The sequence below is a fragment of the Lentilactobacillus kefiri genome (assembly GCF_007989105.1).
Lineage (GTDB): Bacteria > Bacillota > Bacilli > Lactobacillales > Lactobacillaceae > Lentilactobacillus > Lentilactobacillus kefiri.
Window position 1 is genome coordinate 68,422 of sequence record NZ_BJVK01000007.1, and the last position, 25,484, is coordinate 93,905.

Below are 25,484 nucleotides of genomic sequence, written 5' to 3' on the forward strand. Positions count from 1 at the left end.
CTTGGATAAGAAGTTATCACTAAATTTAATTGAGCATTTATCTAATGCGAATGGTCCTAGTGGATTTGAGGATGAAGTGAAAGACTATGTAGTGCAAACGGCAGCTAGTTTTAGTTCTGTTCATGCCGATCATATGAATAATGTGTATCTGAAAAATAAACAGAATTCACCGGCAAAAGGGAAAACTCTGATGCTAGATTCCCATCTTGATGCAGTTGGTCTAATTGTTCAAGCAATCAAGCCAAATGGTACGATCAAGTTTGTTCCCCTTGGTGGTTGGGTTCCTGCAAACTTAACAGCCGAGAAGATGCGAATTCGCAATCAAGATGGTGAATGGATAACTGGATTGGTTGCTACAAAGCCACCTCATTTCATGACCGAGGCGGAAAAGAAAAAGCCCATTGATATAGCTAACTTAGTAATTGATGTTGGAACAAACAGTGCAGAAGAAACTAGGGAAGTATTAAAAATCGATACAGGATGCCCCATAGCACCTGATACTAAATGGGAGTACTTTAAAACGCAAGATGTCATGATGGGGAAAGCCTTTGATAACCGAATTGGAACAGCTTGTTTGATGACCGCAATGGAAGATTTAGCAGACAAAGACTTGAAAATCAATTTAATTGGTGCAATAGCTTCTCAAGAAGAAGTTGGTTGTCGGGGTGCAAAAGTTACTATTAAAAAAGTCCATCCTGATATTGCTATTTGCCTTGAAGGATGTCCAGCCGATGATACATTCACACCTGAATGGTTGATTCAAACCGGGTTAAAGCGTGGACCAATGCTTCGTGATATGGATACTTCTTTTATTGCTAATCCTCATTTCCAACAACTTGCTGTTGACCAAGCCAACAAAAATGGTATTCCATTCACACGAGCAGTCCGAACTGGTGGTGGAATCGATGGATCCGAATTGCTGGAGTATCAAGGTGCACCAACTATTTGTATTGGGATTCCTGTTCGTTATGAACATACTAATTACGGTATGGTAGCATATGATGACTTTGAAAATACTGTTAAGCTGTTAGAAGCTATCATTTTGAGCTTAAGTGATCAAGTCATTGAATCTTTATAAAGTAAGGAGCTGGATCATTTGAATAAAAAGTATGTAATTGGGGTCCCTTCTGAAGTTCGCGTTATCAACAATCTGGACCGCAACGTTGTCAACAATCCCGAAGTGGCGGCCATCATCAAGCATGGCGGTGCGCCAATTCTGATTCCCACCCGGAATCCTGAGTTGATGGTTCAATACATTGATTTGATTGATGGTCTGCTCCTCCCGGGTGGACCGGATGTTGCCCCTCAATTTTACGGTGAAGAACCGGTTCCGTTGTTGGGTGACACCGACCGGCTTCTCGATCAAAGCAGCATTGAACTCACCAAGTTGGCAATTGAACGTCACAAACCAATCTTTGCGATCTGCCGAGGGATGCAGGTCGTCAACGTCGCTCTTGGCGGAACCCTTTATCAAGATATGGGAAGCCAAAGAGAGAAACCGGTTCTCCAACATTATCAAAAAGCGCCAATGGATCAGGGAACCCACACCATTTCAATTAACGCGGATTCTTATCTCGCCCAAATAATTGGCCATGATGACAAGGTTTATGTAAACAGTCATCACCATGAAGCGATTAAAGCTGTTTCGTCCCAATTAAAGATTTCAGCCCTTGCTAAAGATGGCATTATTGAAGGCGTTGAAAGCCTTGATGACGATTTGATTGTCGGAGTTCAGTGGCATCCGGAAGCCATGTTTAAAACCGATGAAAAACAAGATGCTTTGTTTGCGAACTTTATGAAACGTGTCGGAAAGTTTGCAAAAGCCGATTAGATCCAAAAACGCCCACCAGCCTGGTGAGCGTTTTTCCTATTTATCATGTCCATCGTCTTCGTGCATGCCGATGTAATAGCCATCCATGTAGCCGTTGTCGTATTCACCGTTGTCCCTTGGGGAGTCGGGATCTTCCCAGCGAATCCGTTTGGGATGCCGCTTTCGCCAACGATGATGCCAGATGCCATAAATAACCAGCAAAATGAGGAGCAGGCGGATAACCAGCCCGTCAAATGACAAACCTTGATTAATTTGTTTCTTGCTGCTGACATGGCTGACCAGAAAACCATTCATGAGCCTTGCTGTCGATAAAATATTTTTTCCCGACATTTCTTTAAAGTTCATCCGGTGAGTGAGAATAAAATCTTGAACCTGGCCTAACGCTTGGCCAAACGGATCTGACATGACCGGTATGACATGGTACTTTAATTGGGGATCAACCAAAATGAGGTTAATTTCATCTCTGGCAGGCATTCCGGCAATTCCAATGGTTCCTGAATCGGTCAGGTTTTTGATATGCTTCTTTAGAAATATATCGGTGTATGAAAAGGCGTCATTACTTAAGTTACCAAAACTAAACCCACTGTCTTCAATATCTTCGTACTCAACCCAGTCAGCTTTCAGCTCCTTTGGCGTTTTGTTTGTCGTAATCACCCAGATTTGTTGGGGATGTCTTTTGTTCATCAGATTCTTGTTCATTCGATGAATCTGGTCGTTGTCCAGCAAATGCAGTTGGTCGTCGATGACTGGCGTAGGGTGGGTTGCCGCACGTGAAATTGCCGGCTGAAATGTGATCCAAAACAGTGTGGCAAGGAGCGCCAACAACCATTTTTCCGGATGATTGAACCTCATTGGATTACCCCCTCGAATTTTATACGGTGAGTATATCATCAGACAATTGTGGGAGGGTGCGGTTCAATCTTTTCATTTAATTTAGAATAATCACTATTGATTTTCATGAAAATGGCTTACTATTGAAGGTGGATTTACAAGGAATGAAAAAACGGAGGCTTTATTCGTGCAACTGAAAACCGCAAATAATTATTTACTACTAACAGAACGAATCGGAAAAAAGCCAATGCTGCGAACAAGATTTACGGCCCAGGCTTATTTTGTTTTTGGCGCATTACTGGATTTAATGGATCAGGGTGTTTTGACCATTGATAATTCCATTGAAGTCAAAGATCAAAGTAAATTCGACAATCTGCCAACCTATCTGGATGGATTGAAGAATCGAATTCTCGAAGAAATTAAGAAGAAAGGCAGTTTGGTTCAATCTCTTGATCTGATTACCAGCTGGGATATTGCCAACGAAATTTATGACGGTGTTGGTGCTGAACTGCTGAATGACAAGTTAGTCGAGAAAAAGTCTGTTAAAACCAATTTGGATACCCACACAATTTATCTACCCACTGATGAGGCCCGTAAAAAGGTGGTTAATTACCTGCGTGAGCAAATGCTGTCTGACAAGGTTGAAGTTCCCGCAATTAGCTTGGTTGTCATCTTTGAACAGATGGATGCTTTGAAGTGGTTGTTTACCGATAAGGAAGAATTGAACACGTTGACAGAAACGTTCCAACAGAATGATTCGAAGACACCCCTTTATAAGAAGGAAAAAGCCTTGGCAAAAACTGCTCAAGATATTATTACCAAGAAAAAGTTTTGGTTTGATTCCTGGTTGAGTTAAAAATGTTAAATAAATGAAGAAAATATCGACAAATGCTGTCTCCATAGGGATGCAGCATTTTTTATTTGATTTCATCAGCGAAAATTATTATCAATCATTTATAAAGCGCTTTCACGGCAATATCATGCAGATCCAATGAATTGACCAGGTTAAACGGTTGCGCAACTATTTTTCCGGATAAATACCTTTGTAATGACTATCATAAAGGCATTTATAGGCCAAGTAGATATTAGTTGACATCGATTAGGAAAACGTTTACCATACAAAGTGAATCAGATGATAGCTACTGAGCAATTATTTATTGGAGGAATTCATTATGACATTGATTTTAAATACTTGGATTTTTGAATCAGATGTTCAAAAAGGTGCGAGGCAAGCTGATTTAGTCGAACGGGCTCACCGGCTCGGTGCAGATGGTATTGAAGTTCGTCGTGAATATTTTAAGGATCTCGACGGCGAATTACCGGAAGTTGCCAAGCAGGCCCAAGCTCACAATATGATTGTTAATTATAGTGTCCCAGACGTTGTCTTCGAACCTGATGGCTCGGTCAATCCCAAGTTGTCACAATACTTCGATGAAGGCAAGACACTGGGTATCAGTAAGATTAAATTCAACACCGGAAACTTTGACAAATTTACCGGCGACTTAAAGAAAGAATTGGAAAAATTCCCAATAGACGATATTGAAATGAACGTTGAAAATGACCAAACTGCCGTATCCGGCACGGTTGAAGCAATTAAGACCTTCTTAACGGCTGCCCGAAAAGCTGGATTGAATCAGATTGGATATGTTTATGATTTAGGTAACTGGGCATTTACTCATGGGGATGCAACCGAAGCAGCCAAGGAATTAGCACCATTTACCCATTACATTCATTTGAAGAACACAATCGACCACGATGGTGAATTGACAACGTCAGATGATTTGGATGAAGGCGTCTTTGACTGGCGGAAATTATTAACGTATCTGCCATCAGATGTTCAATTTGCTTTGGAATACCCAATGGAAAACGATTCTCACATTGCTCAACAAGTTAAATTGCTCAAAAAAGAGGTAGGTGAATAATGTCATGACATCCACAATTATTTCGGTGCTTCTGTTACTTACGTTTGCCGGCTTTATCTATTACATCATTAAGGGCGGTAACCTGATGATTGGCTTCTTCATCATGGCGATTCTGTGGTCGGTAATCGGGATGGTGCCGTTCAACACAGCTATTCAAAAGGTTTTCGCTGAGCCAGCGTTGAATTATGGACCAACGATTATCTACATTGTCTTTGGTTCCTGGTTTGGCCGGGTGTTGGTTGATAGTGGGATTGCGCCGGCAATTTCAGAAACAACTAACAAAGTTGGTAAAAAACGGCCGTTGATCGCCGCAATCCTGGTAATCTTTGTCACCACACTGATTTTTGTTAGCGCTTACGGTGTTGGTTCAGTTATCGCCATTGGCGTTATTCTGTTACCAATTCTGCTGTCAGTTGGAATGCCTCGTGACCTGGCACTTTCAGTATTCGCCTTGTCAATTGGTGCCCCAATGTACATCAACGTTGTTCTCTTCAATCAAATTAAGGCATTCTTCCCCAAAGCCATTTACGGTGGCAAATACCTTGAATTTGGAATTGTCGCAACTTTAATTCAGGTTGTCGCAATTATCGTGTTCCTGATTCTTCATCGTAAGAAGATCAATCCGGCAAATGCCGAAAAGAATTTGGAAATTATTGGTGCCGTTGATGCGGATCAAGCTCAGATCAAGAGTGTGCCAAAAATTACATTTATTATTCCAGTTGTGCCTGTGTTCATGAATATGGTATTTGGTTGGGATGCAATTCCTGCCTTAACATTGGCAACCCTGCTGGCAATCTTCTTAACCGGAAACGGCAGTGGCTGGAAGAAATTCAGTGATTTCTTGAACAGCACAATCAAACAATCAATTAGTGATATTGCCGGCTTGATCATGTTCTTAATGGCATTGATCATGTTCTCCGGGGCTGCTTCAATCAATGCACCACGGTTCAAACCGATTTTTGAAGCAATCCTGCCAAACAGTCATTTAGTCCTTGCCCTCATGCTTGGTGTATTGGCACCATTGGCATTGTTCCGTGGCCCATTACATGTATGGGGTGCTGGCGCAGCAACGGCAGCCGTTCTTTCGGGAACCGGACTATTCAGCGATGCATTCCTGCTGCCACTGTTGTATGTCCCATCACTAATGGCTGTTTCAACTGATATTACTCAGTCATGGAACGTTTGGGGACTTGATTACATGAAAGTTGATACCAAGAGTTTCTTAAAACTCGGCATCCCAGTGATGTGGATTGTGTCTATCCTAAATGAACTTTTGGTTTACTACTTCTTTGGCAGATAAAGTTGTTGGATGAATTGAAGTCTTAAAGAAAAGAGGAAATTAACATGAGTGAAGTTATTACAGTTGGTGAACCCGTTGTTACTTTTGCATCACAGGATGCGGATAAATCGTTGGCGGATGCCCGATACTGGCGAAAGATTCTTGGCGGTGCCGAGTTAAACGTTGCTATTGGTGTTAAGCGGCTGGGACATTCCGTTGAGTATATTTCACGAGTGGGCCAAGACCCACTAGGCGACTATGCAATTAAGCGAATTGCAAGTCATTCAGTTGGCAGTCAGTATATTTCCCGGGACCCGGTTTATTGGACCGGTCACCAATTAAAGCAATTGGTAACCAAAGGTGATCCAGTTACTTTTAACTACCGAACCAATTCCGCCGCATCACATTTGACCAGTGAGATTATGGATGAAGTTGATTTGGACGGTGTCAAAATCGCTCATATGTCAGGAATTTTCCCAGCAATTTCCGATACGGCGGAAGAATCATTCCGTTCATTATTGAAGCGGTTAGTTGAAAAAGACATTTTGACCACCTTTGATCCCAACCTGCGGCCAGCGCTTTGGAGCAGCAAGGAAAAGATGATCAGCACCATTAATGAATTAGCCGGCTCTGCCAACATCGTTTTACCGGGTGTTGAAGAGGGTAAAATTTTGATGGGGTCCAGTGATCCGGAAGAAATTGCCGACTTCTATCTTAAAGGTAAGAGAACCGATACGGTCTGTGTTAAAATTGGGCCGGCCGGAGTATACGTTAAGACTAAAGACGGCAATAGTTACACTGTTAAAGGCTTCAAGGTTGATAAAGTCGTTGATACCGTTGGTGCCGGCGATGGCTTCGCACTTGGCGTGATCACTGCTTTGCTTGACGGCAAATCAATGAAAGCTGCTGCTTTGAGAGGAAACGCAGTTGGCGCCCTTCAGGTTCAAACACCTGGCGATAATGACGGCTACCCAACTCCGGAAGAATTAAAGAAATTCTATGAAAAAGAAGGAGTATCTGAAGACTAATGAAATTACAAGCTGCGATTGACCGAGTATCTTTGGGCGACGCCATTACACTGGCTCACAAGCTGGATGGGATCGCTGACGTGATTGAATTTGGAACTTCATTGGTGAAGGATTATGGCCTTTATATGATTAAGGAAAATCCTGTAAACCTGAAGCATTCCAAGTTGTTATTGGATTTAAAGACAATTGACGAAGGCCCTTATGAATTTGAAAAGGGATTTGAAGCAAACGGTGATATTCTAACGGTGATGGCTGGCTCTTCATACGATACCATCAGTAAAATTTATGATATTACTGAAAAGCAGCACAAAGAAATGCTGATTGATTTGCTTGAAGTTGACGATGATAAAATTAAAGAAATTGCCAACTTTGACAACGCCATTTATGGTCTGCACCATTCAAAAGATGCTGAAGGTAATTTTGACGCAATCAGTGCAACAGCCGATTTCCATCAGAAGTTCCCGGCTATCAAACGAGTAGCGGTTGCCGGCGGAATTGACTTTGACCAGGCTAAAGGCTTGGCTGAGCAAGGCATTGCCGATACGGTGATCGTTGGCGGTAAGATTGCCGGAACCGATGATCCGGTTAAGGCAGCTACGGAATTCAAGGAGGCAATGACAATATGACATTAATTAATGATGTAATGCATGAAGTCAATGAAGTCATGGGTTTGGTTAAAGAAGATCAAATTGATGATGCTGAAAAGGTTATTCAAAAGGATCGCCGAATTTTCGTCCTGGGTGCTGGTCGCTCGGGCTTGATGGCTAAGGGATTTGCGATGCGCTTAATGCATATTGGTTACACCGTTTATGTCATTGGCGAAACCATCACGCCATCTGTTCAAAAGGGTGATGTTCTGGTATCCGTATCCGGTTCAGGTAAGACCGGGATGGTTGTTGAGCCGACTGAAAAAGCCAAGGCTGACGGCGTCAAGATTGTGGCCGTTACCAGCAATGCAGAATCGCCATTAGCTAAGCTTGGGGATGCAGTTATCGTGGTTCCTGGCGCTACCAAAGCCGGTGATGGGGTTAAATCCATCCAGTTGTTGAGTACTTTGTTTGATCAAAGTGTTCACATTACTTTGGATGTTTTATGTCTCAAGCTGAGTCGTCGGGATCACGTTTCAAATGATGCTGCCAAAGCTGAGCACAGTAACATGGAATAATCAATTTGTCGGACGTTTGGGAGGAAAGATAGATGCTGCAGAAGATAGATACATTAAGTAAGATTCGGGATACCGGAGTTGTTGCGGTTCTTCGTGGTGATTCCAAAGAGGAGACATCAAAGGCTGCGGTTGCCTGTATAAAGGGCGGCTTAAACGCGATTGAATTGACGTTTACCGCGCCTCACGCGGATGAAATCATTGAGGAACTCAATCGTGATTATCCAAATGGCCAGGCACTGATTGGTGCTGGGACCGTGCTTGATGCATCAACCGCCAGAATTGCGATTTTGGCCGGGGCAAAGTTTGTTGTAAGTCCATCATTTTCAAAGGCCGTCGCCAAACTTTGTAATCTTTACAGCATTCCATACATTCCCGGATGTATGACCCCAAGCGATATTCAAACGGCTTTGAGTTATGGATCAGATATTATTAAGTTGTTCCCGGCAGCGATTGTTGGACCGGAAATGATTTCCGAACTTCGGGGACCGTTTCCAAATGTCAATCTGATGGCAACCGGGGGTGTGACCCTGGCCAACTTGAAGGATTGGTTTGATAACGGTACGACGATTGTCGGCGTCGGCGGCAGTTTGACTGCTCCCGCAAAAGATGGTGATTTTGCCCAAGTGGCGAAAAATGCCAAGGCTTACCGAGACGAATTTAATCAGATTCAGAGTGAGTCGTTAAGATAAAATTGACGAATCGTCTGCAGGCTGTGTCCTTTAAAATGTTAAATTCATTTGTGGGGGATGGAGCCTGTTTGTTGCGGTTATTTAAGTTAACCAGTCATTATGTTAAATTATGAATATGGGTAATATCGAAATAGTAAAAGTTTTATCCGAGTAAAGTTGAATTGGAGAAAATGCGATGGAAAAGAAAAGTCAAAAACATGGTAATTCGGTTGTGAAGATGCGGGATGTTGCCGCATTAGCCGATGTTTCAATTGCGACAGTTTCGCGTTATCTTAACGGGAATCTGGATCGCATGTCCACTGAAACGGCTAATCGGGTAGCCGATGCCATTGATAAGCTCAATTACGTTCCCAACTCGGCTGCCAGACAGATGGTTAAGAAATCATCCGGATTGGTCGCCGTGATTGCCGGCAATATTGACGACTTCTTTTCCACTGAAATGTTCAAAGGGATCAACGCAATGCTTGAAAGCAAGGGTTACGTTGGCGTTTTGTTTGACTCCAATTCGGATTTGGATCGGGAAAAACGATTGATGCAAATTGTTAGTAACCAGATATTTGATGGTGCAATTCTTCAGCCATACAATGCAGTTTCAGTGATTCAAGACACAATCAAACGGCCAATGCCAATTGTGATTGCCGACCGGGAAATTGAACAGTCCCCTTGGCCCCAGATTGTCACCAATAACTACGAAATTGCCCGTCAGGCAACCCAGTACTATAAAGATAAAGGGTTCAAACGGGTGATTATGATCACTTCCAGCTTAACAATGGCCGCCAACCGACGGGACCGGTATTACGGGATTCAGTCAGTGATTAATAACATTGACGTTTTGGAAGTTTCTGAAAAGTCCTATAACCATAAGAAAGTTCTCCAGCAGTTGGTCACTTTGATCAACGGATCCCAAGAAGATACTTTAATCTTTGCGTTAAAGGAACGCTGGTTAACGGAATTTATTCCGCGGCTGTTCTACAAAGGGTTGATTGACGACAAACACGTTGCGGTTACCGGCTTTTCTGATACCGGAACTGCTCAATATATCGATCCCAAGACAAAGTTGATTTCCCAGGATCCTTATCTAATTGGTGCCGATTCCGGTGAAGTGATGGTTAACTTGTTGGAAGGCAAGAAGCAGGAGCCGGAAAAGATTATTGTTCCGGCGAAGTTTGGTTAAATTTGAATTCATTGAGTGGCATTCGAGTGGTTGTTGAAAATATGGAGGCATAATCATGGTATATTCAGCAGCTCAAGATCGTTACGATAAAATGCCGGTTAGAAGATCAGGACATTCCGGACTTCAACTCCCAATCCTATCATTAGGACTCTGGCGCGGTTTTGGAAGTCTGGCAGATTATGATAATTCCAGAAAAACGGTTTTGACAGCCTTTGATCATGGCATTTTTCACTTTGATTTGGCAAACAATTACGGTCCCAAACCTGGAACAGCGGAAGAAACCTTTGGCAAAATCATGGATCAGGATTTACGCCCCTATCGGGATGAGTTGATCGTGACCACCAAGGCCGGCTTCGATATGTGGCCAGGGCCTTATGGGCATTTTGATTCCAAGAAGACGTTGGTATCCAGCCTTGATCAAAGCCTTAAACGAATGCATTTGGACTATGTGGACATTTTTTACTCACACCGACCGGATCCGAATACCAAATTTGAAGAGACCGCCGATGCCTTGGCTGGAATCGTTCAAAGCGGCAAGGCCCTGTATATTGGGATTTCCAATTACGATACCAAGGAATCCGCACAGATGGGCAAACTATTGAACGAGCGGCATGTGCCGTTTGTATTGAATCAATTCTCGTATAACATGCTGAATCAAGAGGCTGAAACAACTGGCCTGCTTGACGAGATGGAAAGATTGGATGCCGGCTTGATTGCTTATGGCCCATTGGCGGAAGGCTTGCTGTCGGACAGATATTTGAATGGCATTCCTGATACTTTTCCAGTTCATCGAACCAATAAGTTCTTGTTTGATAAGGGCAGTGATAAGTTGGTCGAAAAGCTGAATCAGTTGAATCAGATTGCCGAGAACCGTGGCCAGACGCTGGCACAGATGTCTTTGGCTTGGCTGTTGAAGAGCGCAATCGTGACGAGTGTCATTCTTGGAACTTCACATGCCAACCATCTGTTGGATAACTTGAAGGTGCTGGATAATCTTGAGCTGTCCAATGACGAGTTGGTTGCTATCGATGGGATTATTAACGGATAAATGAATGTAAAAGTCATCCATTCTGGTTGGAATGGGTGGCTTTTTTGATTGGGCGGGGATTAGTTTGATGCTCAAACTAAATTTTGAATATAAGAAACGCCCTGGCTGATTGGGCGTAGGGCGTTTAGGATAACGAAGCCGTTAAATGAATTGGTATCCTCGTGGAATGTAGTAATGTTTAACGTGTTTGTGGAACATTGCAGTCGATCCATCTTGAATTAATGCTGTGTGATAGTGACCGTGGACTTTGGCTTTGCCAAAATGGTATGAGTCGGTGGCACCGAAGTGTCCGGTCATCTGAAATGCAACTGTCGTATGAGCATGACTATGCCCATAGACAACAGATAAGTGTCGGCCTCTCAAAGTATCTCCTTGGCCACCACTTGAATATCTAAATGAATGTTTGGTAACATGGATTCTTTCCCAAAATTCATATTCTTTATCGTAGCCATACCAAGTTCCCCGCATTGCCCGCGGTGTGGTATGGGTAATCATAGCATTGGCTTGTTGGGGCGCAAATAAGAATACCCCAAGTCCAAGTGACAGTGTTGCTAATCCCAACCTTATGTGCTTCATGAATTTATTACCCCTTTCGAACGATTTAACAGTTTTATTATAATCTCTTTTTGCATCATACTTTGGAACAATGTAAAATATGCACATGGAAGAGGAGTGATCATATGCGTTTCAGTAAGGCTTTATTCGCTATCAGTGCGGTTGCAGTGGCTGCCTTAACGGTCATGTTACTGAGTAATATTGCTCGTGCTGATGTAGAGTCGCCGGCACCATATCAATACTACCGGACAACGCAATCATTCAAAATATCAATGATGGGTTCGAGTCAAAAGGTTCCTGTCCCATCAGGAGTGGTTGTTCGCGCACAAAAAGAGACTTTTAATTATAAGCTGCCAGCTAAAACGCAGTACCAAATTGATTTTACTCCAATGAGTTACAAGCTAAGGAAGCAATTTTTCCCGAAAAAATTTAAAGGTAATTGGACCAGCAGTACCTTTTCATCGATTGGAAAATATTTGCAGCCAGTTTCAATTCCCAAGTCAGTATTTATGACAACGCTCGACTCAGTACCTTCCGAAGGTTACTACACCAAGTATATTGGACAGAAGAAGGGCCATGTAAATCGGACGATTGTTGCGACAACGGATGGGTACATTGAGTCATACTCTGATGAATTTGACTTTAAACCCAAAACATATGTTAAAATTCGGAAAATAAAGCAGAGCGGTAATACAAAATATTACTACTACCGGGTTCATATGAAAGGGTTAAGGGATAAGCACATTCGAAAACATGGAACTCAACGGTATCGCCTCAAGATTGTTAATAATAAGGAGATCCGTGAAGTGCAAGGGAATGATTCACCAGCTTACTATTCAGTTATCCGGGTTGGTGGCGTCAAGTATTATGGGATTGTTCACAACGATTATCCCAACTAATGGGAATTTTCCACAAACATATAAATTGAGAGAGGTTATTTGATAATGGTTATTAGTATCTTTGATAGTGTTCCGATGAAGAAGTTGGACAAAGACAATGTAAAGTTTGATGTATTAGGCGCCATCGACAAGATCCAAGTGAATGAAGGTAAAACGCCGTTCTTGTACATGATTGATACCTTTAAGATTAATGGGTATCGCAACGGTGGATATGAGTTCTTTGCTGTTTTGAAGGATGGCTTTACCAAGGATGATCTTTCGGAAAAATTTGCTAAGACTGCTCATGAGAATGAGTAATCAGATTACATCACAATGTATCATTAGGAAAAGTGTAGTCATGGCCATCACGGTGGTTGATTAAATAAGTCCTTATTTGAAGACTCTGATGATCAGTAATTCAATAGAAAGATACATTATAAGGATCTTGATAACTTTTCAGACATCCATAGAGAAAAATTTTATAGTCGTTAATTTAGAAAAGACGCTCACTACGAGCGCCTTTTTTTGTGGAATACTTATTCGTCTCCAAATTTTAAAATTCTAGGTATCTTTGATTGCGTTTCACAAAGATTCTGCCATAATTAAGCTGGTTTTTGAATTGTAACCGATTACATGTATTAAGGGGGATTCAACTATGACCATCAAAAACGTTACTGTTGCCAGAAGTGGGGTACTAGGCAGTCAGATTGCATTTCAAAGCGCTTTTAAAGGTTTTGATGTAACTGTTTATGATATTAATGAGGAAGCTGTCTATAAGGCTGAGGCACGAATTAAGGGCTTGCGGCATTCTTATCGCCACGATATTGCTGCCACCGTTGAGGAGTTTGATGCTGGAATTTCACGGGTTTCATTTACCGATGATTTGGAAGATGCAGTTAAAGATGCTGATCTGGTGATTGAAGCAATTCCGGAAAATCCAGATATCAAGCATGAATTTTACAAGAAGCTCAGCACACTTGCACCAAAAGATGCTATTTTTACCAGCAATTCATCAACGTTGGTACCGAGCATGTTTGCTGCTGATACTGGGCGACCTAAACAATTTTTGAACATGCATTTTTCCAACCAAGTTTGGTTGAATAATACTGCTGAAATTATGGGTTCGCCGGAGACTGATCCGGCCGTTTATCAAGAAATTGTCCAGTATGCCCGAGATATTGGGATGGTGCCAATTCAGCTCAAGAAAGAGCAACCCGGCTACATTTTGAACTCGCTGTTAATGCCGTTAAATGCTGCTGCAGGGATGCTTTGGCTGAAAGGGATTGCCGATCCCGAGATGATCGATCGAACCTGGATGGTAGCAACCGGAGCACCATGGGGACCATTTGGCATTACCGACGCTGTTGGAATCCGGACATCTTACAACATTACACTTGCTGCCAGTAAAGAGCATCCGGAAGTTAAACCGCTGGCGGATGCGTTTAAGAAGATGTTGGATGAAGGTAAATTGGGAATTGAATCTGGAGAAGGATTCTATAAATATCCTAACCCAGCCTATAAGGATAAGAAGTTTACTGAGATTTAAGTACTAATTTACAAACAAAAAACTGCCACTTCAAATATGAAGTGGCAGTTTTTTGTTGGTTATCAATATCTTTTTATTTTAAATTGATTGACTGTTTATCCTTCCGCATTATGAATATCATCAGTGATATTGTCTTTGGAAAAATCATGATCCATGTACGCTTTATTGTCGATTGGCAAATGTTGTTCGAGGGTGTCGAACAGCTGATAGGAAACGTCACCCTTGTCCAAATGGAAGTCCAGCAGGTGGCCACCGAATGTGTGATCATCTGATAGGAAGTGATTATGGCATCCGCCAACGGCAGCACCATCGAATAACTTGGGTGAATAGTAACTGATTAATGTGCCTTCAACGTGGTCACGAGTGAAGATGCTTTGGTTTTTGGCTGTTTCAGCCAATGTTTGAAATGGCGGAACCGACTTCTTAACTGCTCTGGTTTTCACATTCGAAAAGCTGCCTGTGACCTTAACTGAGAAGAATGTGTTGCTGGCATGGGTCAATGAGATAATTTGTTCCTCAAAGTAATCTTGGGAAACATCTTCGAGCTCTGCTAAAGGTGAATATTTTGCAAAGTGACTATTTGCGAAAGGCATGTTAAATGAATTTGAAACCTCGTTGACGTTACCGTCACTATCGACTTGGTAAGGTTTACCATCGAGAATGATCAGTTCGCCGTCGAGTCCTTCGCCGGTACCGATTCCGGTATCGCCATGTTTGAGCAAATCACCCATGGTCAGGGTTCCGCTCAATAAGCCGGGAACCAATAATGCCAGCGTTCCGTGTTGGTACAAAGTTGTATATTTTGACATAGTTAGCCTTCCTTTTAGTTTAAAAGATCTGGTAATAATGCAGACTTTAGTTCAATGTTATCGCTGTAATCGACTGGGATGTCAATGATAACCGGACCATCTTCTTGCTGGGCCTGATCAAGGGCAGCGGCCAATTCACTGGCGTTGGTTGCCCGAAGACCTTTTGCGCCAAAACTTTCAGCATATTTAACGTAATCGACTGGGCCAAATTTAACGCCGGCAATTTTACCGTATTTTGCCTGTTCCTGGAATTTAACCATGTCATAATAGCCGTCATTCCAAATGAGTTGAACAATGTTTAACTTCAGGCGCACCGCGGTTTCAAGCTCCTGTCCCGAGAATAGGAAGCCGCCATCACCGGACACTGAGATGACTTTTTCGTTTGGTCGAACCAGCTTTGCGGCAATTGCCCATGGTAGGGAGACACCAAGGGTCTGCATGCCGTTGCTGAAGAGTAGGTGACGGGGACGGTAGATCCGGAAGTGGCGGGCCATCCAAATGTAGTGGCTGCCGATATCCACTGTGACAGTGGTGTCATCGTCAACTTTTGTCTGAAGGGTATTGACGATATCGAGGGGATGCATGGTCCCAGGCTTGGCGTCAGTTTTAACATCGTTTTGACCGTCAAATTCTTCCCGGAGCTTTGCAAGTTGTGCGACCGCTGATTGAGATAGTTGATAGTCCTCTGGCAGAGCATCGGTCAAGGCAGCCAGTGTGCTAGCAATGTCTGATTCAATGACCATGTCCGGCTGATAATCGGCGGTTAATTCAGGCGCAACCGTGTCAATGTTGATAATTTGGTCGTTGTGCTCAACGTTCCAATTTCGGGCTTCGTATTCCACCGGATCATAGCCGATTGCGATGACCAAATCGCTTTGTTTCAGCAGCGTGTCACCAATTTGATTTCTGAAAAGACCAACTCGGCCGAAGTAGTCGTTTTCAAACTTGTGAGAAATGACGCCGGCACCCTGGTAGGTTTCTACAACGGAGAGTGAGACTTTAGCTAGTAAATTGTGAAAAGCCTCAGTCACGTTTTCAGATGATGCCCGCATTCCGGCTAAGATAACCGGCAGCTTGGCGTTTTGGATCATTTTGACAATTTGAGTGAGCGTTTTGGCAAATGTTTGGGTCTGCTCAGGTGCTTGGAGCTTCTGCATCTCTGGCCGGGTCACGTTGCCGCTTAGCACGTCTGACGGTAATGAGATAAATGATGCGCCCGGTTTGCCGGAGATAGCGGTGCTGTATGCGTTGGTAAAAGCTTCTGACAGGTTGTTGGAGTCTTGAACTTCAACGCTGCTCTTGGAAGCGACGCTCATGAGTTCTTTGCTGGGGATGCTTTGGTGGGTATAGCGGGCAAGGTCGTCTCTGGGGACCTGACCACCCAAGGCAATCACTGGATCCCCTTCAGCAGTGGCGGTCATCAAGCCGGTCACCAGGTTGGAAACTCCGGGACCTGATGTGGTGGCCACAACACCGGGTTTGCCAGTCAAACGGCCAATGCCGGCCGCGATAAAGGCAGCGTTTTGTTCGTGACGCGCGACAATTAATTTTGGTGCGTTGGGCTGATCGCTGTACTTAAGATCTTCGAATAACTGATCAACTTTTGCACCAGGAATGCCGAAAACATACTTAACTTGCTGGTTAATCATTGATTGAATTAAAGCTTGTGAACCGCGTTTTACATTTGTCATTTCACTGACACCTCTTAATTTTTTGTGTTGACAATTCAACTCACATATAAAGATAATGACATCGTGTTGAATTGTCAACTAAAAAATGCTAATCTAAATGAGTATTTTGAAGCTCGAAAGGAAAAGAATATTGAAGGATATTGGTTATCTCGCACAGGACATTTCAATTTTGCACCGGCAGTACTACAAGGATACCGGCAAGCTATTTAAGGAACAGAAGCTGAACCCAACGGCTGCCTGTATTTTGCTGACGATTAAGGACAATTCTAATATTAATCAAAATCAAGTTGCCAAATCACTGGTGATCGACAAGGGTCTTGCAACCCGTGAAATCAAAAAGATGCAGAAGCTTGGTTACCTCACTAAAACAGCCGGCACCGGTAAATCGATCATTTTGAGCCTGACCGACTCAGGAGAAAAAGTGATTCCGGTTATTCAGTCCATCAGAAGTAAGTGGTGGGAGGATCGGTTTGCGGACGCTGGCATTCAGCCGGATAGCCCGTTGGTTGCGGGGATTGAGAAGGTTGTGGATTCGATTGTGGATGAGAATTTGGAGTAGGGGTTGGTTGTGAAATTAAAAAATACCATTCTATGGGAAATTCGAATCCCGTAGAATGGTATTTTTTTGAAAAGTTCCAGTAATTTTACAACGTGCTCGAAATTTGATTTGCTAGAGTTTAACTTTGCGTGTAAACATGCTTAGAGTTGGCAGTAATAAATCCACCCTTAACTTGGTATCTTTTTGCACCATCTCTTGAGTGAATCGTTTTCCGTACTTTAACTTTAGGCTTTGCGGTCTACTTATAGTTATCCAACATCTTAAACTGGTTGTGATCTTGGAAGTAAGCCCCAACTTTCAGTAGTAAGCGATCTTGGCCCTTGGCAGCTTCAAACTGAATTCCAAGCGGCATATTTTGCTTGCTGACATACGTTGGTAGGCTGATTACAGGTTCGCCAGAGAGATTGGCTAATTGGGTAAATGGCGTCTTGGTGAGTCCATGAAGCCAAGCATCATAAATTGTTTGAATTTGTTGTTCATGGTCCAAATTACTGATTGTTCTTAGTTTATCAACATTTTGTGGAAGATATGCTGGATCGGTATTCTTAGGTGCTGTGACTGCAGTTGTAGGAGTTAAGTACAGTGGATATTTATGATGAAAGGCAGTCATTTGCTTGTTTACCAAATCAAGCTCGTCTTGAACAGTAGCATCGGTGTTAGAAGGTTGTTTCTGATCTGCTTGATAAAGTGCCCATGTCATTGGTGAAACATCGTCAAATGTCATATTTTTAACAGTAGCGTTTTTAATTAAAGTGTTGGCACTGGTTCCCGTACCAGTAGATTCCAAGTAATAAATGTGCATTAATTTGACACCATTAACTGGTGAGTTTTTCTTGACGACTTTGAAACCTTTGGATCTCAAAAATGCAACTGCTTGTTTGACAGCATTAACAGCATCCTTACTGACAGGGGTGTTAACCGGTGATTTGATTGAGTAAGCAATTGGCACTTTCTTGATATTAGCAGGCACCTTCTTTAACATAGCGTCTCCGGAATGGTCTGATGTGGATAGCATGCCATTAAATAATGTCTGCATATCTTGAATATTTTTGGCATCAGCAAAGTTGACTGAGGATGGCGACGTATCATCACCTTCAATAACACCTTGAGTTGGTTTCAACCCAATTACTCCGGTCCATGATGCGGGGATTCGCAGTGATCCACCAGCATCATTTCCAGTAGCGACTGGAACGATATCATCAGCAACGCTGGCAACGGCACCACCAGATGAACCGCCGGTATTATCTGAATGATTCCATGGATTGTGAGCAACACCATTTAATGCGGAATTAGTAATGTTGATTAAGCCAAGTTCCGGAAAATTGGTTTGGCCAACAACGATAAATCCCATTGATTGCAGGCGTTGGACAAATGAACTGGTGGTGGTTGCTTTTACATCTGCTAAAGGAACCAGTCCTCGTGTATTTGATGAACCAAGAATTGGTTGGCCTAGTCCTTTGATTAGAATTGGAACTCCGTAAAATGGCTGGCCTGTGTCCTTCAAATTAGCAGCTTCTTGCATTGCTTGTTCTTCACGCAAAGAAATAACCGCATTTAATTGTGGATTGTCAGATTTAATCTTGGCTACTGCATGGGCAATCAATTGCTGAGGTGTTACTTGTCCATTCCGAACCATTTGAGCAAGTTGAGTTGCAGAAGAATGGTAATAGGTTGTATCTGAAATGTTGGGTGCCGAAACAGTGGAAGAAGTGGTTATTGCTTCATCAGCTTTGACACTCACTGAGTTACTGAAAAAGAATCCAAATAGAACAAACGATGTTCCTATCAGCAGTGATCGACGTAAGTATTTCATAAAATTACCTTTATTTTCCATGGTTGCCTCCCTCAAACATTGTTATTGTACCAAAGAACATGCTAAGCGCTTTCAGCGGGATGTCAATACATTTAACCGTCAATTGTTTGACCTTACCTTATTGACTTCGAGTAGGCGATTCAGTAGTCTTATTAGGGAAATTATCTGATACATAGGTGATGGGGAAATAAGTCTAATTAATGGGGGGGAGTAAGGATGCACCAAAAACCTATAGTTGTTATTTATGATTGTTTTATTGTTATTCTGGCTCTAGCTTCTATACTTTTGGTAGTTTTGGATTTTACAAAAACTATTAATTTGAATGTTAAGCCTTGGTTCTTTGTTGACAATGGGATTCTTTTAATATTCACAATCGATTACTTTGCTCGCTTAATTGTTAGTAAAAATAAGTGGAGTTTTTTCAAGCATAATATTTTTGATTTGTTAGCCATTCTTCCCTTTTACTCAGTATTCAGTTTCTTTCGATTTGCACGTGTATTCCGCATAATGAGATTGGTTAGAGCATTTAGGTTTGTACGGTTAATTGGTTTTGTTGGTAAAGTTCAAAAATATTCATCTTCATTTTTGAAAACTAATGGTTTTATTTACTTAGTCTGGGTCAGTATAGCAATCCTGGTTCTTTCGGCTACGCTATATTCACTCGCTGAAAATGTCTCATGGGGTGAATCATTTTGGTGGGCAATCGCGACAGCAACTACTGTTGGTTATGGTGATATTTCTCCTCATACTCTTGTTGGAAAATTTGCGGCTGTGCTACTTATGATGGTTGGAATTGGCATTATCGGTTCGCTTACAAGTGCTATGACAACGTTCTTTACGAAAAAGGAAAATGAAGATCATTCTTCAAAAATATACCGAAAGCTTGAAATGATTGAATCAGAGAACAAGGACTTGAAAAAGCAGTTGAATAGATTGGAAAAGGAATTGAAAAAGTGACACTGATTCTAAAATGGAGTATAACGTTTCCGTTAATAGATCAAATAACTGCTTAAAACAGTCAAAAAAGCCCCACAAAGATCTTTTTATAATTCACTATAAAAAAGAACTAGGCATCTTCATGGCCGGAATTACTAAGACATTGGTTTGTCATCCTCGCATGATTTTACATGAATTAAACCAAGGGACAACGACTCAGCTAAACTTCAGTATTCGTATCTTTGCCCGTTCGATCCAATGCCGGAATTTGATTGGCAATTAGACCACTTCTAAGTATGGATTTTCGGCATTGTACTAAATTTGACAATTAAAGAGATTAATCGTCATATAAAAAACTCAAAAATCCAAATTATGGATTTTTGAGTTTTTTTGAATTTATTTGATTGGAAATGTATTTTGGTACTTTTGGATGGACACGGCGTTTGTATTCAGATGGTGTGGTTTTTAAGTATTTCTTAAACAGGCGAAAGAGGGATGAGCTATTTTGATATCCAATTGTTTCACTAATTTCGGTTAGATTTAAATTGGTTTTTAGCATAAGATTTTGTGCGGCCGATAATCTTCTTCGCTCAATTAGCTCATTAAAAGTTTTTCCTGTATTGGTTTTAATCTTATTTCCTAAATAATTGGTATTATATCGAAAAACCGAACTCACGTCGCTTAAGGTGGTTGTAGCGAAGTTACTTTCGATATATTTTAGTACAGGAAGCAGGTCGTCACTAGAAGAGTCTGCAAAATTTATTGACTTGTGGGTAATTAGGTTGGGCAACTCTAGAATCAATGCTGAAAATATAAAGCGCAGTGATTCTTGTCTGTGTGCTGAATGGTTCATACCAGTAGCAATCAGTGCGTTCATCAAACTACGAGGTGTTTCAGCGTCCTTTAAATCAAATAACATAAAGTTATTGTGTAGCGAGTTCACACGTGTCCCATTATATATTAGCTGGGTAATTTCATTTGTTGATTGTGGTACTGACTCAAAAACATCTTCATAGGGTGAATCAGTTTTAATAATAATATTTATTAAGATATCGTTTTTATTTGTATAGTCAATTCTTTGGACAACGTCTTTGTCCATGACAAGCAATTCCTTTTCGTGTAACACAGTTTTTGTATCGTTTATATATTGGATGGAACTGCCTGAATACATATAGTTAAACTCAATAAAACTATGTGTGTGAGCAGGTACATAGGAGAATCGGTTGTTTTTGGTGACGTCAATGTCACCATCTTCAAAGAAATCCCATTGAGGCATACGTGGAATGGGGTCATTGATATAATCAAGATCCATGTAATTAACATTTCCACCGAAATGATTCTGCAATTTTTCGACTTTAGTCATTCTGAATAGTTGTGATTTTAGTGATTCAGTAGGGTTCATAATATCTTTTCCTTCCACCATGCCTAACAAATCGGATCTGATCTGTGATTATGCATGATAATTCGAGTGATTATGATATTGTAGCATATTTTGATAGCGCTTACAATAATAATGTAAATTAAAGGAGGGAACCATTATGAATAACAGTACAGTCGATTCAAGCTTCAAAAAGTACCGGCCATTGGCAGTTGCCGCAGGAATTGGTTCAATTTTAGGCTCAGGAATTATTGTTGGGTTGTCAGCTACTATAACTGTTTGGCAAACTGGTCTAGGTTTAACAAACACCCAGGTTGGGATCATTTCAGGTGCTTTGACTTTTGCTATTGCAATTGGTTCAATGCTTGCTGGTCAAATCACTAAAGTCTTTGGATTAATTCGATCTTTTAATTGGTTAAATTTATTGTATGCCATCGGCGCATTGGTTTGTGTTTTTTCAAATGGGTACGAAATGCTATTATTTGGAGTCATTATAACCGGTTTAGCTTCTGGAGCAGATTTGCCAATTAGCTTAACAGTGGTTTCGCATGATTCACCGAACGAGAAAACTCAATCTCAGTTAGTTTCATCCACTCAAATCTTCTGGCAGATTGGTATTTTCCTTTCATATGTTTGTGCATTCATTGTTTCAAAAATGGCTGGCGCAAGTGGTGCTAGAGTGGTTTTTACAATTTTAGCCATATTCGCAGTCGTTACATGGCTCTGGCGAACCTTATCAAGTAAATTTAAAGCTTTTCATCAAGAAGGTGAACAACGTCGAATCGAACATGATAAAGAAGCTAACCTTACCGAAAAAGTATCAGTTAAGAACGTCTTTACTGGATCGAATCGTAGTAAATTCCTTGGCTTCTTCCTAGCCATTATGATTTTCTATGTTTGTTGGAATTTGTTAGCTAACACGTTTGGCCAATTTCAAACATTCGTATTAGTTCAAGCTCATGCAACTCAAAGCTTTGCAACTGCTGCAGGATTAATTCTTAACTTAGTTTCATTATGTGCAACGATTACTTTTGCATCTGTTTCTGGTGGCAAGTATCGTAACAAATTCTTCATCGTTGGCGCTTTAGTTCAAGCACTGGCAATGTTGGGCTTAGCATTAAGTAGTCACGCTCTATGGCCAATTGTTATTGCGATTGGATGCTACAGCATCGGTAACAACATAGCCGGAGAGGCAATGTACAAGGTTTGGACACAAGAATCATTCCCAGTTGAAATTCGCGCTTCTGTGCAAGGATTTATCAACGGATTCTCAAGATTCTTATGTGGTTTATTTGCAATGATCACGCCAGCCCTTGTTGTACCTTCTGCAATTAGAAATACTATGTTCGGCTTTACCGGATTAGTAGTTGTGTTCTTTATTGCGGGACTAGTAATGATGTATCTACAAAGAAAGCACAACATTATTCCTGGCATTGAAAAGGATGAGAGGGGCGAAAACGATGGCATTCACGTTTCAAATCAATGATGAAGTGAAGTTTAAACACGATGAACGTCTACTCAATAAGGCAAAACTATATAAGCCAACTATTCATCAAGAGACTATCACCCCAAAGTCCATCGTCGAATTAGTAGAGAACTCACGTCAACTTGAGGGTTGGGGAGTCAAAGATACACAGGATATTACTGATCTTCCTGACATTAAGTTAAAAAGAGATCAGAAGATTGTGCTAGATTTTGGCGATCATGAGGTAGGTAAGTTCAGTATAGATATTAATTCAGCTGGATCCCCAATGGATGCACCACTTTTTATCAAGCTGAAATTTGCCGAGATGCCTGCTGAATTAAAGCACAAAAGCGAGGATTATGATGGGTGGCTTAGCAAGTCTTGGATTCAAGAAGAATACATCCATCTTGATGTTTTACCAACTCACCTAGAATTATCACGACGTTATAGCTTTCGGTATATTGAGATAACTGTCATTGACACTTCTCCAAAATGGCAAGCAGTTTTCTCAAATCCACAAGTACAAAGTGAAACAAGTGCTTCAACCAAAGATTTATCCATTCCTGCGATAAACGATCATGAATTGGATAACATCTACCAAGTTGGGTTAAAGACATTACAGGATTGTATGCAAGATGTTTTTGAGGATGGTCCTAAGCGTGATCGCCGCCTATGGATTGGGGATCTTCGGTTACAAGCACTGGCAAACTATGCAACGTTCAAAGATATTGGATTGATCAAGAGATGTCTGTATCTGTTTGGTGCCATGACAGCTGAAGATGGTCGAATTCCGGCGAATGTGTTCACTCAACCTAACAATATACCTGATGATACTTTTCTCTTCGACTATAGTTTATTTTTCATTTCAATTTTGGATGATTTTCAACGATTTCAGGCAGACGAGGAATTACTCCGTGACTTATATCCAATTGCTAAAAAGCAGATGGATGTTGCTTTAGATAAAGTACAGGACAATGGAGAGCTTATTCTTGATGATAGTTATCCTGTATTTATCGATTGGTCCAACGATTTTGATAAAAATACTGCTGGTCAAGCAGTATTAATCTACACATTGCGGCAATTTATCCACTTGGCAGACATGATGAAGGATAATGTTGGCGGATATTCTCAAAAGCTGAATAAACTTATTTCGTATAGTCAATCCGAATTGTTTGATGAAAAAAAAGGGTTCTTTGTTTCTGGGCCTCAACGTGAAGTTAATATTCCATCCCAAGTATGGATGGTCCTGGCTCATGTGATGGATGATCGTCTGAATAAACAAATTATGCAGCGAACGGTCGATGAATTGTTCCCAGTCACTGGGATAGCAACACCGTATATGTATCACCATGTTACTCAAGCTTTATTTGAAGCTGGAATGAAGGACGAAGCTATTAAGCTAATGAAAGGCTATTGGGGACAAATGATTTCACTGGGGGCTGACACATACTGGGAAGCATTTGAACCAGCTAAGCCTGATTATTCGCCTTACGGTAGTCCAATTCTAAATAGTTATTGTCACGCGTGGAGCTGTACACCAGTTTACCTGATTCAGAAGTACCTAATTTAGGGAGGAATAACCATGGGTAATGAAAAGATTTCCTTAAGTAGAGACAATATATTGCTGATTATCGTGGCGGGAATTGCGTCATATCTCGACGCGGCTCTACTGGTGAGTCTTGGAGTCGCATTACCAATTTGGGCAAACTATTTAGATCTGAATAGTTGGATTGTTGGTTTGCTAAGCACAACATTGACAATTTCTGTTGCCATAGGTTCATTTGCAGGTGGTTGGTTAGCTGACAAGTTTGGTCGAGTTACTGTTTTTAATTACGATATTTTGTTTGTAGCGGTTGGCTCTGTAATTGTGGCCTTTTCGCGAAATGTACCTTTGCTACTGGTAGGGGTTATTGTGGCTGGACTAGCTTCTGGGGCCGATTTACCCACGTCGTTGGCTGTAATTTCTGAACGAATGGATAAGCGGACGTATGGGCGTGCAATTGCGTCAACGCAGATTTTTTGGACGGTAGGAATTTTACTTTCACAATTCATTGGGATGCTGAGTGCCAACGCTGGCATGGGAAGCCCGACAACCCTGTTTGGTTGGATTGGCTTGGTTGCTTTTGCTAATTGGTGTGTTCGAGTATTCTCTAAGAATTTCCGTCAGATTGAAGAAGGCTTGGCAGAAGTTGTTGAAGAAAAGATGGAATCAGTTGGTAAAGTAAAAAAACATTACAAACTTCGAGAATTGTTACGGAATAGCAGTTATGTGTTACCGCTCATTTTCTTAACGACTTTCTATCTGTTTTGGAATCTACCTGCTAACACTTGGGGATCATTTGTTAATTACTTCATTGTGACAGTTGATAATCGTAGCCAACTTTATTCAACAGTGATTGCATTAGTTGCCAATGTCCTCTGTTTACTTGTTAACGTGGTCTATCTAAAGATCTCTGATTCTAAATATCGTTATAAAGCGATGTATATCGGGATTGCAACAGCCCTAATTGCCTTTCTTTCTGCAGGAATATTTAGTGAGTATTGGCAAGTATTTACCTTCGCATATATCTTTTATTCAGGAAGCACTGTGTTGTGTGGAGAAGCCCTTTACAAGATATGGAGTCAAACTTTTTATCCGGTTGATGCCCGAGCAACTTTAACTGGTTTTTCTTATGGATTTGTGCGAGTAATTACTGCTATGTTTTCACTAATTACACCAACATTGATGGGGTATTCACCGAAGATTTTGCTATGGATCATGGTTGGTTGCACAGTTATCTTTGGAAGTTGTGCACTTATTATCGTTCTGTTGGTTAAGAGATTTAAGGTGTCGGATCCTACTACCGTGTGACAAGCCGCTCTACATGAGGTCTAGAAATATTGGTTC

Annotated in this window: 25 protein-coding genes; 19 read left to right on the forward strand and 6 right to left on the reverse strand. The window is 41.4% G+C overall.

The window, feature by feature from the left end; all coding sequences use genetic code 11:
• The first annotated feature begins 1 nt into the window (after position 1).
• Positions 2-1,078, forward strand: coding sequence for a M42 family metallopeptidase (locus LKE01_RS04260; RefSeq protein ID WP_056981357.1), 1,077 nt, complete (start codon positions 2-4; stop codon positions 1,076-1,078).
• 18 nt (positions 1,079-1,096) lie between these two features.
• Positions 1,097-1,831 carry a gamma-glutamyl-gamma-aminobutyrate hydrolase family protein gene (locus LKE01_RS04265; RefSeq protein ID WP_056981355.1) on the forward strand — a complete coding sequence of 245 codons (735 nt, stop codon included), beginning with the start codon at positions 1,097-1,099 and terminating at the stop codon, positions 1,829-1,831.
• A 36-nt stretch (positions 1,832-1,867) separates the two neighbouring features.
• Here the strand turns inward: LKE01_RS04265 and LKE01_RS04270 are convergent, their stop codons facing one another.
• Positions 1,868-2,683, reverse strand: coding sequence for a hypothetical protein (locus LKE01_RS04270; RefSeq protein WP_056981353.1), 816 nt, complete (start codon positions 2,681-2,683; stop codon positions 1,868-1,870).
• 166 nt (positions 2,684-2,849) lie between these two features.
• Here LKE01_RS04270 and LKE01_RS04275 point away from each other — a divergent pair, with 166 nt between their 5' ends.
• From LKE01_RS04275 to LKE01_RS04315, 9 genes are all read left to right on the forward strand, one after another.
• A complete protein-coding gene (locus LKE01_RS04275) occupies positions 2,850-3,518 on the forward strand; it encodes a hypothetical protein (protein WP_056981351.1) in 669 nt (222 codons plus the stop codon).
• 316 nt (positions 3,519-3,834) lie between these two features.
• Positions 3,835-4,584, forward strand: a complete 750-nt coding sequence (locus tag LKE01_RS04280; protein WP_056981349.1) for a sugar phosphate isomerase/epimerase family protein — start codon at positions 3,835-3,837, stop codon at positions 4,582-4,584.
• A gap of 4 nt (positions 4,585-4,588) precedes the next feature.
• Positions 4,589-5,884, forward strand: coding sequence for a hypothetical protein (locus LKE01_RS04285; protein WP_054768920.1), 1,296 nt, complete (start codon positions 4,589-4,591; stop codon positions 5,882-5,884).
• Positions 5,885-5,928: 44 nt separating this feature from the next.
• The gene (locus tag LKE01_RS04290; protein WP_054768921.1) at positions 5,929-6,891 is read left to right on the forward strand and encodes a sugar kinase; all 963 of its coding nucleotides are present in this window, start codon (positions 5,929-5,931) and stop codon (positions 6,889-6,891) included.
• The gene (locus tag LKE01_RS04295) at positions 6,891-7,517 is read left to right on the forward strand and encodes an orotidine 5'-phosphate decarboxylase / HUMPS family protein (RefSeq protein WP_054768922.1); all 627 of its coding nucleotides are present in this window, start codon (positions 6,891-6,893) and stop codon (positions 7,515-7,517) included. Before LKE01_RS04290 ends, LKE01_RS04295 begins: the two co-directional genes overlap by 1 nt.
• On the forward strand, positions 7,514-8,056 hold the full coding sequence (gene hxlB / locus LKE01_RS04300) for a 6-phospho-3-hexuloisomerase (protein WP_054768923.1): 543 nt from the start codon (positions 7,514-7,516) through the stop codon (positions 8,054-8,056). Before LKE01_RS04295 ends, hxlB begins: the two co-directional genes overlap by 4 nt.
• Before the next feature lie 35 nt (positions 8,057-8,091).
• Entirely contained in the window at positions 8,092-8,745 is a 654-nt protein-coding gene (locus LKE01_RS04305; protein WP_054768937.1) for a bifunctional 2-keto-4-hydroxyglutarate aldolase/2-keto-3-deoxy-6-phosphogluconate aldolase, read from the forward strand.
• 175 nt (positions 8,746-8,920) lie between these two features.
• Positions 8,921-9,919, forward strand: a complete 999-nt coding sequence (locus LKE01_RS04310) for a LacI family DNA-binding transcriptional regulator (protein ID WP_056981347.1) — start codon at positions 8,921-8,923, stop codon at positions 9,917-9,919.
• 55 nt (positions 9,920-9,974) lie between these two features.
• Positions 9,975-10,967, forward strand: coding sequence for an aldo/keto reductase (locus LKE01_RS04315; protein WP_056981345.1), 993 nt, complete (start codon positions 9,975-9,977; stop codon positions 10,965-10,967).
• Between the two features lie 141 nt (positions 10,968-11,108).
• Here LKE01_RS04315 and LKE01_RS04320 read toward each other — a convergent pair whose 3' ends face one another.
• On the reverse strand, positions 11,109-11,543 hold the full coding sequence (locus LKE01_RS04320) for a hypothetical protein (protein ID WP_095344840.1): 435 nt from the start codon (positions 11,541-11,543) through the stop codon (positions 11,109-11,111).
• A gap of 104 nt (positions 11,544-11,647) precedes the next feature.
• Between LKE01_RS04320 and LKE01_RS04325 the strand changes: the two genes are divergently transcribed.
• From LKE01_RS04325 to LKE01_RS04335, 3 genes are all read left to right on the forward strand, one after another.
• The gene (locus tag LKE01_RS04325; RefSeq protein ID WP_056981342.1) at positions 11,648-12,421 is read left to right on the forward strand and encodes a hypothetical protein; all 774 of its coding nucleotides are present in this window, start codon (positions 11,648-11,650) and stop codon (positions 12,419-12,421) included.
• Positions 12,422-12,466: 45 nt separating this feature from the next.
• Positions 12,467-12,718: a hypothetical protein gene (locus LKE01_RS04330; RefSeq protein WP_225364656.1), complete on the forward strand. Its 252-nt coding sequence runs from the start codon at positions 12,467-12,469 to the stop codon at positions 12,716-12,718.
• A gap of 337 nt (positions 12,719-13,055) precedes the next feature.
• Positions 13,056-13,946, forward strand: a complete 891-nt coding sequence (locus LKE01_RS04335) for a 3-hydroxyacyl-CoA dehydrogenase (RefSeq protein WP_056981339.1) — start codon at positions 13,056-13,058, stop codon at positions 13,944-13,946.
• Positions 13,947-14,041: 95 nt separating this feature from the next.
• On the opposite strand, the gene budA is transcribed toward LKE01_RS04335, so the two are convergent.
• Together budA and alsS are read right to left on the reverse strand one after the other, a co-directional pair.
• The gene (budA, locus tag LKE01_RS04340; protein ID WP_054768930.1) at positions 14,042-14,755 is read right to left on the reverse strand and encodes an acetolactate decarboxylase; all 714 of its coding nucleotides are present in this window, start codon (positions 14,753-14,755) and stop codon (positions 14,042-14,044) included.
• Positions 14,756-14,769: 14 nt separating this feature from the next.
• Complete coding sequence (gene alsS / locus LKE01_RS04345; RefSeq protein ID WP_056981337.1) at positions 14,770-16,446, reverse strand: acetolactate synthase AlsS; 1,677 nt, start codon at positions 16,444-16,446, stop codon at positions 14,770-14,772.
• A 97-nt stretch (positions 16,447-16,543) separates the two neighbouring features.
• Between alsS and LKE01_RS04350 the strand changes: the two genes are divergently transcribed.
• Entirely contained in the window at positions 16,544-17,005 is a 462-nt protein-coding gene (locus tag LKE01_RS04350; RefSeq protein WP_056981335.1) for a MarR family winged helix-turn-helix transcriptional regulator, read from the forward strand.
• A gap of 238 nt (positions 17,006-17,243) precedes the next feature.
• Here LKE01_RS04350 and LKE01_RS04355 read toward each other — a convergent pair whose 3' ends face one another.
• Complete coding sequence (locus LKE01_RS04355) at positions 17,244-18,839, reverse strand: amidase family protein (protein WP_054768931.1); 1,596 nt, start codon at positions 18,837-18,839, stop codon at positions 17,244-17,246.
• A gap of 195 nt (positions 18,840-19,034) precedes the next feature.
• Here LKE01_RS04355 and LKE01_RS04360 point away from each other — a divergent pair, with 195 nt between their 5' ends.
• The gene (locus tag LKE01_RS04360; protein WP_056981333.1) at positions 19,035-19,775 is read left to right on the forward strand and encodes an ion transporter; all 741 of its coding nucleotides are present in this window, start codon (positions 19,035-19,037) and stop codon (positions 19,773-19,775) included.
• Between the two features lie 349 nt (positions 19,776-20,124).
• Here LKE01_RS04360 and LKE01_RS04365 read toward each other — a convergent pair whose 3' ends face one another.
• Positions 20,125-21,156 carry an AraC family transcriptional regulator gene (locus tag LKE01_RS04365; protein WP_054768932.1) on the reverse strand — a complete coding sequence of 344 codons (1,032 nt, stop codon included), beginning with the start codon at positions 21,154-21,156 and terminating at the stop codon, positions 20,125-20,127.
• A 136-nt stretch (positions 21,157-21,292) separates the two neighbouring features.
• Here LKE01_RS04365 and LKE01_RS04370 point away from each other — a divergent pair, with 136 nt between their 5' ends.
• The 3 genes from LKE01_RS04370 to LKE01_RS04380 are packed head-to-tail and all read left to right on the forward strand — an operon-like array spanning position 21,293 to position 25,448.
• A complete protein-coding gene (locus LKE01_RS04370) occupies positions 21,293-22,618 on the forward strand; it encodes an MFS transporter (RefSeq protein WP_054768933.1) in 1,326 nt (441 codons plus the stop codon).
• The gene (locus LKE01_RS04375) at positions 22,593-24,167 is read left to right on the forward strand and encodes an alpha-L-rhamnosidase-related protein (protein ID WP_056981331.1); all 1,575 of its coding nucleotides are present in this window, start codon (positions 22,593-22,595) and stop codon (positions 24,165-24,167) included. The genes LKE01_RS04370 and LKE01_RS04375 overlap by 26 nt, the downstream gene beginning before the upstream one ends.
• Before the next feature lie 12 nt (positions 24,168-24,179).
• Positions 24,180-25,448: an MFS transporter gene (locus tag LKE01_RS04380; protein ID WP_056981330.1), complete on the forward strand. Its 1,269-nt coding sequence runs from the start codon at positions 24,180-24,182 to the stop codon at positions 25,446-25,448.
• The last annotated feature ends 36 nt before the right edge of the window (positions 25,449-25,484 follow it).

Excerpts from the sequence above, each read along its gene's own strand:
- LKE01_RS04270 (WP_056981353.1), bottom strand. The coding sequence starts at position 2,683 with ATGAGGTTCAATCATCCGGAAAAATGGTTGTTGGCGCTCCTTGCCACA.
- LKE01_RS04280 (WP_056981349.1), top strand. The coding sequence starts at position 3,835 with ATGACATTGATTTTAAATACTTGGATTTTTGAATCAGATGTTCAAAAA.
- LKE01_RS04285 (WP_054768920.1), top strand. The coding sequence starts at position 4,589 with ATGACATCCACAATTATTTCGGTGCTTCTGTTACTTACGTTTGCCGGC.
- LKE01_RS04290 (WP_054768921.1), top strand. The coding sequence starts at position 5,929 with ATGAGTGAAGTTATTACAGTTGGTGAACCCGTTGTTACTTTTGCATCA.
- LKE01_RS04295 (WP_054768922.1), top strand. The coding sequence starts at position 6,891 with ATGAAATTACAAGCTGCGATTGACCGAGTATCTTTGGGCGACGCCATT.
- hxlB (WP_054768923.1), top strand. The coding sequence starts at position 7,514 with ATGACATTAATTAATGATGTAATGCATGAAGTCAATGAAGTCATGGGT.
- LKE01_RS04310 (WP_056981347.1), top strand. The coding sequence starts at position 8,921 with ATGGAAAAGAAAAGTCAAAAACATGGTAATTCGGTTGTGAAGATGCGG.
- LKE01_RS04315 (WP_056981345.1), top strand. The coding sequence starts at position 9,975 with ATGGTATATTCAGCAGCTCAAGATCGTTACGATAAAATGCCGGTTAGA.
- LKE01_RS04320 (WP_095344840.1), bottom strand. The coding sequence starts at position 11,543 with ATGAAGCACATAAGGTTGGGATTAGCAACACTGTCACTTGGACTTGGG.
- LKE01_RS04325 (WP_056981342.1), top strand. The coding sequence starts at position 11,648 with ATGCGTTTCAGTAAGGCTTTATTCGCTATCAGTGCGGTTGCAGTGGCT.
- LKE01_RS04330 (WP_225364656.1), top strand. The coding sequence starts at position 12,467 with ATGGTTATTAGTATCTTTGATAGTGTTCCGATGAAGAAGTTGGACAAA.
- LKE01_RS04335 (WP_056981339.1), top strand. The coding sequence starts at position 13,056 with ATGACCATCAAAAACGTTACTGTTGCCAGAAGTGGGGTACTAGGCAGT.
- budA (WP_054768930.1), bottom strand. The coding sequence starts at position 14,755 with ATGTCAAAATATACAACTTTGTACCAACACGGAACGCTGGCATTATTG.
- alsS (WP_056981337.1), bottom strand. The coding sequence starts at position 16,446 with ATGACAAATGTAAAACGCGGTTCACAAGCTTTAATTCAATCAATGATT.
- LKE01_RS04350 (WP_056981335.1), top strand. The coding sequence starts at position 16,544 with ATGAGTATTTTGAAGCTCGAAAGGAAAAGAATATTGAAGGATATTGGT.
- LKE01_RS04355 (WP_054768931.1), bottom strand. The coding sequence starts at position 18,839 with ATGGAAAATAAAGGTAATTTTATGAAATACTTACGTCGATCACTGCTG.
- LKE01_RS04360 (WP_056981333.1), top strand. The coding sequence starts at position 19,035 with ATGCACCAAAAACCTATAGTTGTTATTTATGATTGTTTTATTGTTATT.
- LKE01_RS04365 (WP_054768932.1), bottom strand. The coding sequence starts at position 21,156 with ATGAACCCTACTGAATCACTAAAATCACAACTATTCAGAATGACTAAA.
- LKE01_RS04370 (WP_054768933.1), top strand. The coding sequence starts at position 21,293 with ATGAATAACAGTACAGTCGATTCAAGCTTCAAAAAGTACCGGCCATTG.
- LKE01_RS04375 (WP_056981331.1), top strand. The coding sequence starts at position 22,593 with ATGGCATTCACGTTTCAAATCAATGATGAAGTGAAGTTTAAACACGAT.
- LKE01_RS04380 (WP_056981330.1), top strand. The coding sequence starts at position 24,180 with ATGGGTAATGAAAAGATTTCCTTAAGTAGAGACAATATATTGCTGATT.